We start from the raw sequence: 14,697 nt of genomic DNA, 5'->3' as shown, positions 1-14,697 counted from the left end.
GGATTAGGGGTTGAAGGAGCGCCATGTTCAAAACACCGATGTTTTCGATTCGCAACACCCTGTTTCTTCGGTTGATTTTTACGTTTCTGCTCATTTTAATGCCCCTGATCATTCTAGGCGTCTATCTGTACCAATGGTCCATTCACACGGCAAGAGAGGATATCGCCAAGACGGCGGCCTCCCAGACGACCTTCTATCTGACCGATCTCGAGAACGAGATCGAGCGGATCAAGCTGCTGCAATTCGGGCTGCTCGAGGACGAAGACCTGAACAAACTGACGCTGCTCTGGGATCGGATGGGGGTTATAGAGAAAACCGACAAGATCAATTCGCTGCGCAATCGGCTCTATCTCGTTCAGAACAGCAGCAAGTATATCAAAGAGGTAAGCGTTTACATTAAACCTATCGGTCGCGTCATCTCGTCAGTCGACGGCGTAAGTCCGCTCGTTAAGACGCTATACGACTCCGTTCTTTCCGTTTACGGCAATCGGAATACCCGCATCATCGAATGGAAGAACGGGCTGTACCTTAGCGCGGCGAAGCCGAGCGGCAGCCCGAAGGGACAGCCGTTATTCATCGTTGAAATCGAATTGGACCAACAGACGCTGACGGAGGCGTTGGCCCAGTTCAACACCTATTCCGGAAGCGGAACCCTGCTGCTCTCGGCGAACGGCGGCATCCAGCTGGCGAGCGGTTCCGTCGCGTCCTTCATGAAGGAAGCTTCCTTGTACGTGGCGCAGAAGAAAAACTCCGGCGACTATGGCGAAGCCAGGTCGTTCGGGGGACATTTGTATTACACCATCTACGCTGGATCTGACAAGCTGGACATGGCGATCTATCGGTTCATTCCGTCCGAGGTTATCCGAAAGCCGTTGGACAAGTTCTATACGTGGGCATGGCTTTTTGCCGCGGCGGCTCTCGTTATCGTCGCCATCTATGCCATGTCGACGTATAAATTCATTCATAAACCGCTGCTGCGTCTCGTGAAGAGCTTCCGCCGCGTCGAGAACGGCGATCTGGAGCAGGTCATCACGCACGAATCGAAGGATGAATTCGGTTATTTGTACAGCCGATTCAATCAAATGGTCGCAAATCTTCGGTCGCTGATCGATCAGGCCTATCGGCAGAAGCTGATGGTGCAGCGTTCCGAGCTGAAGCAGCTTCAATCGCAGATCAATCCTCATTTTCTGTTCAACAGTTTGTTTATTTTGAATACGATGGCCCGAACGGGAGATATGGATCGGGTCGAGCAATTCACGATCCAGCTCGGCGAATACTTTCGTTTCGTGACGCGCAGCGCTTCCGACGAAATTTCGCTCGCGCAGGAGATCCATCATGCGCGCACGTATACGGACATTCAACTCCTTCGTTTCTCCAGGCGTATCCGGGCGCGGTTCGAGGATCTCCCGATGGAAGCCGCGCAGGCGAAAGTGCCGCGGCTGATCGTGCAGCCGATTATCGAGAACGCTTTCGAGCACAGCCTGGAACGCAAGGAGGAGAACGGGTTGATCGTCGTTCGCTTCGGGAACGAGGGCGATGAATTCCGCATCATCGTCGAAGATAACGGCGATGATCTGTCCGATGAGAAGCTGATCGAATTATCGAAGGCGTTGGCGAACCGGGACGAATATGCAGAGACGACGGGGATGGTCAATATCCATCGGCGATTGACGATCACGTACGGCGATCGAGGCGGCGTCCGAGTCGCCCGAAGCGAGCTGGGGGGACTTCAAGTAACGCTTCACTTTCCATGGGAGGGACAAGCCGATGTACCGTTTGCTGATCGTTGACGACGAAGAGATGATAACCGACGGCTTGTACGAGACGTTGGCCGGATGCGAGCTGGATCTGGATCTGTGCAAGGCCTACTCCGGCAGGGAGGCCTTGAATTGGCTTCATCAAACCCGTGTGGACATCGTGTTGTCCGATATCCGGATGCCCGGAATCGACGGGATGCAGCTCATGTCCATCATTAAACGGAATTGGCCGCATTGTCGCGTGATCTTCCTCACCGGCTACAGCGACTTCGATTCCGTGTATCGGGCGATTCAGACGCCCGGCGTTCAATACCTGCTCAAGAGCGAAGGGTACCCGAAGGTCATTCAGGCGGTCGTCCAAGCCGTGGCGGAGCTGGACGACAGCCTGCGCGTGAACGATCTCGTTCAGCGGGCGCAGGAGAGTTTGAAGACCTTGGAAGTGCTTGCGCGCGGCGAGTACTTCCGCCATCTGCTGCACGGCGCGAATCCGGCGCCGAATCTGGTCGCGGACTTCGGTAAGCTGAGGATCTCGCTCGATGCCGACAGACCGGTCTACGTGGCGCTGGGAGATCTTTCCCATGTCTCATCCCGCGTGTCGTCTTATGCCAATCGGCATGAATCGGCTATGGCCGTTATGCTGCTGGCCGAGAGCTTGCTGAACGGCCAGGTACGGGTTCTCGGCACGATCGACCGCTTCGGAGATCCGGTCTGGTTCATTCAGCCGCCGGCTGATCGGGCCGACGGGAACGAAGCGGAGGAAGGCGCGTCCGTCCTCCCCTATCTGGTCGGTCAATTCGAATTGATCCAACAAGCGTGCATGAAGAACCTCGACCTCACCGTCGCCGTCACGCTGGGGAATTGCCCGTCCGAATGGATCAAGCTCTCTTCGGCCTATGACAAAATGAGGCGGCAGCGGCAGACCAGAACCGGCGACGGCGCTCAAATGGTGCAGACGGTGAACCTGCTGGCTACGAGCTGCACGAAGGAGCGTTCGCCGCGGGACAAATCGGACGCGTTGTCCGTGCATCTGGATGCCGGCAGACGCGACGAATTTCTCCTGCTGTTCGACGAGCTGACGGAATCGGAACGAGACAACGGCGCGCCGTATCTGCTGGAGCTGTATTATACGATTTCGCTTGTCTTATTGTCGTACATCAACAAATGGGAGCTGGAGAATCAGGTGCCCGGCGTGTCCGCCCTCATGCGCCGCGACGAATTCGCGTCATGGAAGGAAGCGTTCGGATTCCTGCGAACGGTCGCGACGACGCTTTTCGAGCTAAGAAGCTCCGGCGAAAGCAACCGGGCCGCCGAAGCGATCCTGAAGGTTCGCGCTTATATCGAGGAGCATCTGGACGAAGATCTGTCGCTGGTCCGTCTCGCCGGTTACATCCATTTTAATCCGTCGTACGTATCGCGTCTGTTCAAGCAGGAATGCGGCGTCAACTTGTCCGAGTATATTGAATCCGCCCGAATCGACCGGGCCAAGGAATTGCTGAAGAACGACAAATTGAAGGTGCTCGAGATCGGGGTTCAGGTCGGCTACGAGGCTTCCCAGTCGTTCACCCGGTTTTTCAAAAAAGCAATGGGCGTAACGCCTCAGGAATATCGGGAAGCGTCCTTCAATCATTCAAGAAGTATGCGCGATTAGCGCCTGAACGCCCACCGCGGAGACGAAGAGGATACCTGCAGCTGACGACGATTAAGGAGTGAGAAGATGACAACCCACGCATTGTTATTCGAAGACCCGGCGAAAGCTTGGGATGAAGCGCTGCCGGTCGGCAATGGCAGATTAGGCGCGATGATGTACGGCCAGCCTGGGCACGAGCGGCTGCAGTTGAACGAGGACTCCGTCTGGCATGGCGGACCAAGGGATCGCAATAACCCCGATGCACGGGCGAATCTGCCGGAAATCCGCCGGTTGATATTCGAAGGGAAGCTGAAGGAGGCCGAGCGCCTTGCCCTGCTGTCGTTGTCCGGCTTGCCGGAAACCCAGCGGCATTATCTGCCGCTCGGTCACCTGCTGCTTGATTTCACGCTGCCCAGCGGTACGATGGAGCACTATTCGCGGGCGCTGGATATGGACGGCGGCATCGCTTCGGTTACGTTCAGGCAGGGCGGTGTTTCATTCAAGCGGGAGTTGTTTGCAAGTCATCCCGACCAGGCGATCGTCATGAGACTGACCGCCGATCGACCGGGCGCAATCGGCTTTACCGCGAGACTGGAACGAGGTCGCTGGCGTTATGCCGATCGGACCGGCCGAACGGGGGACTGCGCGATTTGGATGGCGGGCAACTGCGGCGGCGAAGGCGGAAGCGAGTTCGCTGCGGTGCTGAAGGTGTCGGCGGAAGGCGGAACGGTAAAGGCAATCGGCGATCACCTCCTTGTCGAAGATGCCGATAGCGTGACGCTTATCCTTGCCGCCGCCACGACGTTCCGTGTTCCGGACCCGCTTGCGGAAGCGCAGGCGAGAACAGCAGCTGCCCTCAGACATGGCTATGCCGAGCTATACAAGCGCCATATCGACGACCACCGTGCGTTGTTTGGCCGCGTATCCCTGTCGCTCGGTCCGACAGACGCCGAACTAGAGCGATTGAGCCTGGCGCGGCGAATGGATCGGCTTCGCGGCGGCGAAGCAGACCCTGGCCTGTTCGCGCTTTATTTCCAGTTCGGCCGCTACCTGCTGATTGCCTCCAGCCGACCCGGCTCGTTGCCCGCCAATTTGCAGGGCATTTGGAACGAGCATTTTCTGCCGCCATGGGACAGCAAATACACGATCAACATCAATGCGCAGATGAACTACTGGCCGGCGGAAACATGCGGTCTTCCCGAATGTCATGAGCCGCTGTTCGAGTTGTTGGAACGGATGCGCGAACCAGGTCGGCATACGGCGGCGGTTATGTACGGCTGCAGGGGCTTCACCGCTCACCATAACACCGATATGTGGGCGGATACAGCCCCTCAGGACACCTATCTGCCCGCAACCTATTGGCCGATGGGGGCCGCCTGGCTTTCCTTGCATCTGTGGGAGCATTACCGGTTTTCGATGGATGCGCCATTTCTTGGGCGGGTATACCCTACCTTGCGCGAAGCGGCGCTGTTCCTGGTGGATTACGTAACGGAGACGCCGGGCGGCGAGCTTGTGACCTGCCCGTCGGTATCGCCGGAGAACACTTATATGCTGCCGAGCGGCGAATCGGGGGTGCTGTGCGCGGGACCGTCGATGGACACCCAGATTATCCGCGAGCTGTTCGCGGCGGTTCTCGATGCTGAACGGACGCTGGAAATTCCGGAGGGCGAGAGACTGGGGAGCGAGCTGCGGCTGGTGCTGGAGAAGCTGCCGGAGCCGAAGATCGGCCGCCACGGCCAGCTTCAGGAATGGTACGAGGATTATGAAGAGGCGGAACCGGGACATCGCCATATCTCCCATTTGTTTGCCCTTCATCCCGGCAGCCAGATCACTCCGAACGGCACGCCCGAGCTAGCGGCAGCGGCCCGGCGCACCCTGGAGCGGCGTCTCGAGAACGGAGGCGGCCATACCGGCTGGAGCCGGGCGTGGATCGTCAATTTCTGGGCGCGTCTGGGGGATGGGGAGGAGGCTGCAGCCAATCTCGCCGCGCTTCTGACGCACTCGACGCTGCCGAACTTTCTGGATAATCACCCGCCGTTCCAGATCGACGGCAATTTCGGCGGCGCCTCCGCGATCGCCGAGATGCTGCTGCAGAGCCATGCGGGCGAACTTCATCTGCTCCCGGCGCTTCCGGCAGCTTGGTCAACGGGCTCCGTTCATGGGCTGCGCGCAAGAGGCGGCTTTACGGTCGACTTGGAATGGAAGGACGGCAGGCTGACGAAGGCCGTAATTGCCTCTGCTGCCAGTGGACCATGCTTTATCCGAAGCGCGATCAGTTGTTCGATTACAGTGGAGGGGAAACCGGCCGAATCCGAGAGGCCGGCCGACCTTCTCCGCTTTTATGCGGATGCCGGCGCCGTCTATACCGTGCTTCCGGATTGAAACGATTTCTTTGTGTCAATGCTTATGCCAAGCAGGGAAGAGTGAAATAAAACCGCATATCGCTGCGGTTTAATCCGTGATCAAAGCAGAACTAGGCCGCACTAGCATTAGCCGGCAGATGACCCTCGGAATTCGTCCATTCGTCGGGGGTCATCTTTTTTTTGTCCGGAAGCGGAACCGTACGAGGGATGGTACCGCCGCGGCCCATGCGGATCGCCATCGGATCTGAACGGCGGCAACGGGATGCTGTTGCCTTGGCTCCGGGCCATCCTATCTTCAAAAATGACAACGCTTTCTTAAGAATGTTGGCTTTCGACGGCGTTGTCCCGGAAGGTACACTTAAACCAAAGGAGGAGCAGATATGGAGTTGGATACTCGGGTAACGGGAATTACGGGAAAAACAAAAACGCGAACGCAGTTTTGGAAGCGGTTTAAAAAGCAAAAAACGCTGCACCTGTTCGTCGGGCTCGGCATGATTTTTCTATTGATCTTCGCCTATACGCCCATGTTCGGCATTCTCATGGCATTCAAGCAGTATTCCATCTCTTCCGGGATCAAGGGCATTTTCACGAGCGAGTGGGTCGGCTTGAAGCATTTCAAGGAATTCATTCATGATTACCAGTTCGGAACGATCGTTCGAAATACGCTGGTATTGAGTCTTCTTAAAGTCTTTTTCGCTTTTCCGGCTCCCATATTGCTGGCGATTCTTCTAAGCGAAGTAAAAAACCTGAAATTCAAGCGTTTGGTCCAAACGATCAGCTATATGCCGCATTTCATCTCGTGGGTTGTCGTCGCGGGCATCGCTTTCGCCTTCCTGTCGACGGATGTCGGCATGGTCAACAAGGCGCTTCTGGGACTTGGCTTGATCGACAAGCCGCTTGACGTATTGACGAACCCCAACTACTTCTGGGGACTGGCGACGGGAAGCGCCGTTTGGAAAGAGATGGGCTGGTGGACGATTATCTTCCTGGCCGCCATAGCGGGCATCAACCCGTCATTGTACGAAGCCGCGCAGATCGACGGAGCGGGCCGCTTGGCTCGCATTCGCCATATTACGTTCCCCGGCATGAAAGGAACGATCGTAGTCGTGCTTATTCTGACGATCGGAAGCATTCTGGGCGGAGGACTGGTGGGCTCCAACTTCGAGCAGTCGTTCCTGTTCGGCAACAGCATCAACAATCCGACATCGGAGATCGTGCAAACCTACGCGTTTAAAGTCGGATTAAGAGACGGAAGATTCTCCTATGCGGCAGCGATCGATCTGATCCAGTCCGTCATTTCCGTTATCCTGATTTTCTCCAGCAACTTCATTGCCAGACGTACTTCGGGATCAAGTCTATTCTAGGAAAGGGGAACAGGCATGCAGCTCAGCCAGAAACAAAAAGACCGTATCATGGATACCCTGATTTATGCCGTACTGGCCGTTCTGACGTTATCGATGCTTTATCCGTTCTATTACGTCCTGATTCTTTCCTTCAATAAAGGAACCGATTCGCTTCTCGGGGGCGTCTATCTATGGCCCAGAACCTTCACATTTGAAAATTACGCGCGATTTTTGGATGATCCTCTTTGGTACCGTGCTTTTTTGGTCACGATTATGAGAACGCTTGCAGGAGCCGCCCTCGGCGTCCTTTTCACTTGTTTGGTCGCGTACGGGCTGTCGCACCGCGATCTGCAGTTCCGTAAAAGTTACTTTACGGTCATCATCTTCGCGATGTACTTCTCCGGCGGATTAATTCCGTATTACGTGGTTTTGCGCTCCGTGGGATTGCTGAACACGTTCGGCGTCTACGTGATCCCTTCCATGCTGAGCACGTTTTTTCTGCTGATCGCGATTTCGTTCTTTCAGGTAATTCCGGGTGAATTAAAGGAGTCGGCTTACATGGACGGGGCAGGCGAGCTCGTTATTTTTTACCGCATCATCCTTCCCGTCTCGATGCCGCTGATCGCAACGATGTCGCTATTCTTGGGCGTCGGTCAATGGAACTCGTGGCTGGATTCCGCTTATTTCGTGCAGTCGGAAGGGCTGCGGACGCTTGCCTTCCGGATGATGGAGGTGATCAACAAGAGCAACTCGCCGATGGACGCCATAGCCGTCGCCAACAGCGCCTCGGCCGGGGTCACCGGCTATTCCCTTCAGGTAGCGGCCATGGTGATCTCCATCGCGCCCATCGTATGCGTCTATCCGTTTCTCCAACGATTTTTCATTCAAGGCATCATGCTGGGTTCGGTGAAGGGCTGATTTTCGTCGGTACGCTATTAAAGCGTTTGCTTTAATATAAATATCACTTGTTGGAGGGGTTACTTTGAACAGAAGCAAAGGGAAGAAGTCTCTGCTCCTATCGTTGGTCCTTATCATGACGATGGCGCTGATGTCCGCATGCGGCGGCAGCAACGGCAATAATGGCAATAACACTGCCGGTCAGAAGGAAAACGAGGGCGTCTCGAACTCGTCTGAAACCACCTCCGAACAGCCGGCAAAAAGCGGCGAGGCGGAGGAGCTGTCCTTGTTCATCGATGCCTCCTGGTATCCGGTGAAGGAATGGAAGGGGCCGGTTGCAGAGAAAATTACCGAAAAGACGGGAATCAAGCTGAAAGTGACGGTCGCCACGGACGACAAGCAGCTTCCGCTCATGATCGCGTCCGGCGATCTCCCGGATCTGGTTTTTACGAACGCGAACATCGACCGGATGTCCGATTCGAAGCTTTCTTATCCTTGGAACGAGCTGATCGAGAAATACGCGCCTGACTTTAAGATCGATCCGATACGAATTGCGATCCACACGATGGATGACGGCAATTTCTATACGGTGCGCAACTCCTTCGCGACGCAGGAGGAAATGGCGCAGAATAAATACTCGGTCGGCAGCGACGGCAACCCGGGTATCGCGGTGCGCGAGGATATTCTGCAAGAGCTCGGCAATCCGCCAATAGACACCATGGACGACTTTATGAAGGTTTTGGATCTGGTCAAAGCGAAATATCCGGACATGATCCCTCTGATCATGGACAAAGACTGGATCGAGCAATACTTCCTGACGCAGTTCGGCGTCGAAGGCCTTCTGGACGGCTGGTACGAGCGGGACGGAAAAGTGGACTATGCGATCAGGCAGCCGGAAATGCTGGAATTCTTCAAGTTCATGAACCGTCTGTACCGCGAAGGGGACATTCTGGCGGAGAACTTCGCCTACACGAACGATCAGATCGACGATCAGTATGCGACCAGCGGGAAGGCATTCGCGCATATGCATACGGTCAGCGTTGCCGACTCGGACAATGTCAAAGTCAAAAACGCCGGCGGTTCGTATACGTTCCGCATGCTGCCTAGCTCCATTTCGACAAACGCGAAAGCGGTCAGCTCCGGACTGGGTTTTGCAGGCACGTTTATCACGAAGAAAAACAAGGATCCGGAGGCGTCGATCAAGTTCCTTCAATATCTGGCGAGCGACGAAGGCAAAAAGTTAACGATGTTCGGCGTCGAGGGCGAGCATTGGACCTGGAACGACGAAGGTTATCCAAATCTGAAATACGATCCGTCCGACGCCGATTTCGTCAACAGCAACGGAATCAAATGGTGGTACCTGTACAACGACGGCGTTACGGAAGGCATGCTCAGCTACGTGCCGGGGGCGCAGAAGACGAAAGCGCTGATGGAGAGAAAGGCGTTCACGGTTTACAAGCCGGAGCTCGGATTGATTCAGCTGCAGCCGGATTCGGACGAGAAGACGATCAAAACGAAGATCGACGAGATGATCAAAAACGAGAAGGTTAAAATCTACTTGGCGAAGTCGGAAGAAGAAGCCGTTGCAAACTACGAGAGCATGGTGAAGAACGCCGAGAAGATCGGTCTGGATCGCTTGGTGGATTGGGCTAACCAAACCTATCAGAAGAAGAAGGATTTGTTTAAAAAATAAGACTGAGTCCGTCAGGAGCGCCGCGCGTTCCTGACGGACTTTGCACGCTAAATCGCAGGTGAAGCCAAATGGGAGAACGGAAAGGCGGGAAAACGATGAAGCTGGAGTATGATTCGCCAGGTAAGGCATGGAAAGAGGCGCTTCCGCTTGGCAACGGACGACTGGGAGCCATGGTGTTCGGAGGAGCGGAGACGGAAAGAATCCAGATCAACGAGGAGACGTTGTGGTCGGGGGCGCCGCACGATTATAACCGGCCGGACGCGGGGCGCTATTTGCAAGAAGTCCGGAGCCTGATCTTCGGCGATCGGATCGAGGAGGCGGAGCGGCTATTTCTGGAGCGCATGATGGGCGACCCGATCCATCTGCAAGCCTATCTGCCTTTTTGCGAGCTGAATCTGGCCTTCCCCGGGCATCGCGAGGTGACGCGATATCGGCGTGAATTGGATCTGCGGCGAGCGGTGGCGACCGTATCCTATGAAGCCGACGGATGCGAATACACGCGCGAAATCTTCTGTTCACGCCCGAACGGCTGCCTCGTGATTCGGCTTTCGTGCGGCGAGCGGGGCAATATCGCCGTAGACGCGTCTTTGTCCAGCGTCCATCCCGATGCGTCCGTTCAATCGGACGGCAGCCGCGCGATTCGGCTGATGGGAAGGACAGGAACGCGCAAGGGTCCAAGAAACTGGAGCGGCTCTTGGGAAGGTCCGGGACTCCGATTCGAAGGGAAGCTCGCGGCTTTTTGCGAAGGCGGTTCGTGCGTTGCTCTCGACGGCGTCCTGCGCATAGCGGAAGCGAGTGCCGTAACCCTCGTTTTTTCCGGAGCGACAAGCTTCGTGAATTACCGGGACATCGGGGGCGATCCTTCGGAATCGAACAACCGGTATATGGCGCGCGTCTCCGAACGTCCTTATCGCGAGTTGCTGGACGAACACGTCGAAGACTATACTGCCTTGTATGAACGAGTCTCGATAAGGCTGGGGAGAGCCGGGGCGGAGGAGGGAACCGGCGGCAAGCGGCGTCCGACGGATCGGCGCGTACTCGCCATTCGGGAGACGGAGGACCCGTCGCTCGCCGCGTTATATTTTCAATTCGGCCGGTACTTGCTTATTGCGTCTTCCAGGCCGGGCGATCAGCCTGCCAACTTGCAAGGCATATGGAATGAAGAAGAATGGCCGGAATGGGGAAGCAAATGGACGACCAACATCAACGTCCAGATGAATTACTGGCCGGCGGAGGTCGGAAACTTGCCGGAATGCCACCTGCCGCTGTTCGATCTGATCGACGATCTTCGCGTCACCGGCGCGCGCACGGCGGAACTCTATTACGGCGCGAGGGGCTTCGTCGTCCACCACAATACCGATTTATGGCGCGCCGCGGCCCCGGTCGACATCCATGCCGGCATCTGGCCGATGGGCGGAGCATGGCTGGTCCAGCACTTATGGGATCACTTCGAATACAATCCCGACCTTGACTTTCTGAGGGAACGGGCCTACCCTGCCATGAAAGAAGCCGCCCGATTCGTGATGGACTTCCTGGTGGAGGCTCCCGAAGGCGTCAAATTCGCCGGTCTGCTGGTTACCAACCCTTCCTATTCGCCGGAGAACGCCTATCGGGACGGACGCGCTCGAAGAAGGCATCTTACGATCTCGTCCACGATGGACCTGCAGTTGATCCGGGACTTGCTCGAACGTTGTTTGATCGCAAGCGAGCTGCTGGGCGAAAATTCGGCGTTCGAACACGAAATCCGAAAGGTTCTGGGCCGGATCCCTCCCATGCAAATCGGACGATTCGGCCAATTGCAGGAATGGCCGGAGGATTGGGATCGACCGGAAGATTCGAACGGCCACGTGTCTCACCTTTACGGCTTATATCCCGGCAATCAGATAGCCGAGGATACGCCCGAAACGTTCGAGGGGGCGCGCAAAAGCCTCGAGCTTCGCCATCGCAGCAAGGACCGAAGCGTGGCTTGGCCGGCCGCTTGGCGGATTGCGCTGCACGCCAGATTGCGGGACGGGGAGCGCGCGCGCAAGCGGCTCGTCGATCTCTTGGCGGGATCGACCAATCCGAATCTGCTCAATCAGCATGCGCCGTTTCCGATGCAGATCGACGCCAATTTCGGCGGAACCGCGGGCATTGCGGAAATGCTGCTGCAAAGCCGATCACGCTATCGGAACGGAAAAGCCGAATATGAAATCGAATTGCTTCCTGCCTTGCCGGAATCTTGGCCGGAAGGCTCCGTCGCGGGCCTTCGCGCCAGAGGGGGATTCGAAGTCGGCATGACTTGGGCGGAAGGAAGCTTAATCGGCGCCGAGATCCGTTCCCTTTGCGGAATGCCTTGTACGCTGCGCTATGGGAAGCGATCGATCCGATGCGCCGTGAAGGCTGGCGAATCGTTTCAATTTGATCCGTTCTCACGGTAACCGGGGGTTTGCGGAATCGCAAATCCGGAAGGAAGCGCCTCTATCGGAATTCTTTGGTACGTGATACGTTAACGATATACGGATTCCGCATCGGAGGGAAGCGCCGCCTTGAGCATCATGCGCAAAATCGTGCTTGGTTACGTGATTATGATCTTTATCCCGGTTCTGGCATTCGGTTATCACTATTACGCGCAAATCTACGGCAACCTGACGCAACAATTCGTGGAGAGCAGGCAGAAAATCCTGGAGCAGGCTTACGCCAATCTGAAAACGGATTTCGCCCGAATTCAGTCGGTCCACCGGGTGCTGCAATACAATCCTTACTTGACCGATTATCTGGACGGCGTATACGAATCCGACGCGGACAGCATCTACGCGCTGACCCGATATATTCTCCCGCTGAACACGCAATCCATGTTTGCTAACCCGGAGATTGAATCCATCGTCATTTATAAGATGAAGGATCGGGTATTGCCCATCACCAATCTGTTTCGCGACCGGTCTATGCTGGATCCGCAAACGGAACAAACCGTCTCGTCCCTGAAAGCGGGACAGGGGAAATGGCTGCGCGCCGATCCCGAGGCGTCGGATCCGGATCTGATCTATTACCAGTACATCTACAATACGCAAATTACGGAGCGAATCGGCCTTCTTGAAATTCGGGTACGCAAAAGTTTAATCCATAACTTCTATGCGGCCGCGGGCGTGGAAGGCAGTTGGAGAGCATTGCTGTTGTCCGGGCAGGGCGATCCGCTGACGAACGAAGCGCCGACGTTGGACAAGAAGACGTTGCGTCTGCTGCGGGCGGATGACCGGAAATTTTTTATCGACCGGCACACGATCGTCAATCAGCTGAAGCTCGAGCCGCTGGACGTTCGCGTCATCGTCACCGGTCAGGTGGGAGACGTATTCCGTTCCGTGAAGAAGAAGGAAATCGTCTTGGTGACGATGATCGTGCTGCTGTTGATCGCGCTATCCATCGCCTATTACCTGCTGGCTTCGACCATTACCAAACGGATTTTTCGGTTAGCCCGGCATATGCGCACGCTGGACGACAATAACCTCAGGCAGCTGACCATTAAAAGCGGCAAGTTCGAAAAGGATGAGATCGGATTCCTGATCGTCGCCTATAACGCGATGGTCCGGCGAATGGACGAACTCATCAACAACGTCCACCGAGCTGAAATGCGCAACAAAGAAGCGGCATACCAGGTGCTGCAGGCGCAGATCAAGCCTCATTTCCTCTATAACACGCTCGAGACGATCCGAATGGTCGCCGAAGCCAACGACGACAAGGAAGTCGCCGATATTTCCTTCTGGTTCGGGAAACTGATGCGGTACAGCTTGTCGTCCGCGCGGGAAGAAACGGTTCTTGCGAAGGAAATCGAGATGGTTTCCTTTTATATGAACATCCACAAAATGAGGCTCCAAAGCAGGCTGACATTTGAAATTCGAGTCGCGCTGGATGCCGAGCGGCTGACTTGTCCGCGCTTCCTTTTGCAGCCGATTATCGAAAATGCAATCGTGCATGGAGCTTCCGCCGTCCTTCGACCCGTCCATATCTCGCTGCAGGCGACGGAAACGGAAAGCGACATTACGATCGACGTTACCGACAGCGGCAACGGGATGACGCCGGAGAAGCTTCTCGCGCTTCGCGAACGGTTGTCCAGGCACGATGAGCCTAGAAAGGCAGAGGAGCCGGTCGGCGTAGGTTTGAAAAACGTCAACGAACGAGTCAAAAGCTTCTTCGGAGGAGAATCCCGACTGGAAATCCTCAGCGAGTCGGGCAAAGGAGCCTGCTTGCGCATTATCATCGTGAAAAGGAAGGTGGCGGACGTTGAAGATCTTGATCGTAGACGACGAACCTTTGATTCTGAAAGGGTTAGTTAAAATCGTCGAGGAAGTCGCGCCTGTCGGTTCCGACATTTGCTGGGCCTTCAATGCCCCGGAGGCATTAGAGACGATGAAGCGCTTTATGCCCGACGTGACGATAACGGATATCCATATGCCGGAGAAGAACGGATTCGAATTGATTCGGGAGGCCCGCCTTGAGGGGATATGCGATCGATTCATTATCCTGACCGGCTATGACGAGTTCGACTATGTCCGTCAGGCCCTTCGCTCGGGCGTCGTGGATTACTTGCTCAAGCCCTTGGACAAAAAGGAAATCGCGGCCTTGCTGAGCCGCGTCGGGGAGGAGCTTCCCGCCGCATCGGATTCGGAGTACAGTCGGCACGCCGAACGGATACTGGCTTATTTGCAAATGAACTATATGAACGATCTGTCCCTCGACCATCTTGCGGATCGCATGAGTCTGCATCCGAATTATATTAGCAGCTTGTTCAAGAAGGAGACGGGAGACACCCTCGTCAATTACTTGAATGCGTTACGAATCCGGGAAGCGCAAAAGCTGCTGAAAACGCAGCCTCATTCGACCGTTTGCGCGATCAGCCGACAGGTCGGGTTCGACACCAAGCACTACTTCGCGAAGGTTTTCAAAAAATACACGGGAACGACTCCCGGCGCCTACCGCGAAAATTAAGAAGAAATCGAACGTCATGAATCACCTAACGGAAAGGATTGAAAGACGAGGACTC

At 55.7% G+C, this 14,697-nt stretch carries 9 protein-coding genes; all 9 read left to right on the top strand.

The window, feature by feature from the left end; all coding sequences use genetic code 11:
• Nucleotides 1-23: 23 nt before the first annotated feature.
• Nucleotides 24-1,790 carry a sensor histidine kinase gene (locus AC50YL_RS22630; protein ID WP_494834904.1) on the top strand — a complete coding sequence of 589 codons (1,767 nt, stop codon included), beginning with the start codon at nucleotides 24-26 and terminating at the stop codon, nucleotides 1,788-1,790.
• Nucleotides 1,768-3,405 carry a response regulator transcription factor gene (locus AC50YL_RS22625; RefSeq protein ID WP_494834902.1) on the top strand — a complete coding sequence of 546 codons (1,638 nt, stop codon included), beginning with the start codon at nucleotides 1,768-1,770 and terminating at the stop codon, nucleotides 3,403-3,405. Before AC50YL_RS22630 ends, AC50YL_RS22625 begins: the two co-directional genes overlap by 23 nt.
• 66 nt (nucleotides 3,406-3,471) lie before the next feature.
• Nucleotides 3,472-5,766, top strand: a complete 2,295-nt coding sequence (locus AC50YL_RS22620) for a glycoside hydrolase family 95 protein (protein WP_494834901.1) — start codon at nucleotides 3,472-3,474, stop codon at nucleotides 5,764-5,766.
• 361 nt (nucleotides 5,767-6,127) lie between these two features.
• Nucleotides 6,128-7,111 (top strand): ABC transporter permease, encoded by a 984-nt coding sequence (locus AC50YL_RS22615; RefSeq protein ID WP_494834900.1) that lies wholly within the window; start codon nucleotides 6,128-6,130, stop codon nucleotides 7,109-7,111.
• Between the two features lie 15 nt (nucleotides 7,112-7,126).
• Nucleotides 7,127-8,008, top strand: a complete 882-nt coding sequence (locus AC50YL_RS22610; RefSeq protein WP_494834898.1) for a carbohydrate ABC transporter permease — start codon at nucleotides 7,127-7,129, stop codon at nucleotides 8,006-8,008.
• A 64-nt stretch (nucleotides 8,009-8,072) separates the two neighbouring features.
• On the top strand, nucleotides 8,073-9,680 hold the full coding sequence (locus AC50YL_RS22605) for an extracellular solute-binding protein (protein WP_494834897.1): 1,608 nt from the start codon (nucleotides 8,073-8,075) through the stop codon (nucleotides 9,678-9,680).
• Nucleotides 9,681-9,748: 68 nt separating this feature from the next.
• Nucleotides 9,749-12,100 carry a glycoside hydrolase family 95 protein gene (locus AC50YL_RS22600; protein WP_494834896.1) on the top strand — a complete coding sequence of 784 codons (2,352 nt, stop codon included), beginning with the start codon at nucleotides 9,749-9,751 and terminating at the stop codon, nucleotides 12,098-12,100.
• A gap of 117 nt (nucleotides 12,101-12,217) precedes the next feature.
• Nucleotides 12,218-13,990 (top strand): sensor histidine kinase, encoded by a 1,773-nt coding sequence (locus AC50YL_RS22595; RefSeq protein WP_494835285.1) that lies wholly within the window; start codon nucleotides 12,218-12,220, stop codon nucleotides 13,988-13,990.
• Nucleotides 13,938-14,642: a response regulator transcription factor gene (locus tag AC50YL_RS22590; protein ID WP_494834895.1), complete on the top strand. Its 705-nt coding sequence runs from the start codon at nucleotides 13,938-13,940 to the stop codon at nucleotides 14,640-14,642. The genes AC50YL_RS22595 and AC50YL_RS22590 overlap by 53 nt, the downstream gene beginning before the upstream one ends.
• Nucleotides 14,643-14,697 lie beyond the last annotated feature (55 nt).

The organism is Paenibacillus sp. J22P277, from assembly GCF_059383675.1.
Note: the sequence above shows the minus strand (reverse complement) of the source record. Positions and strands in the feature narration are given on the sequence as shown.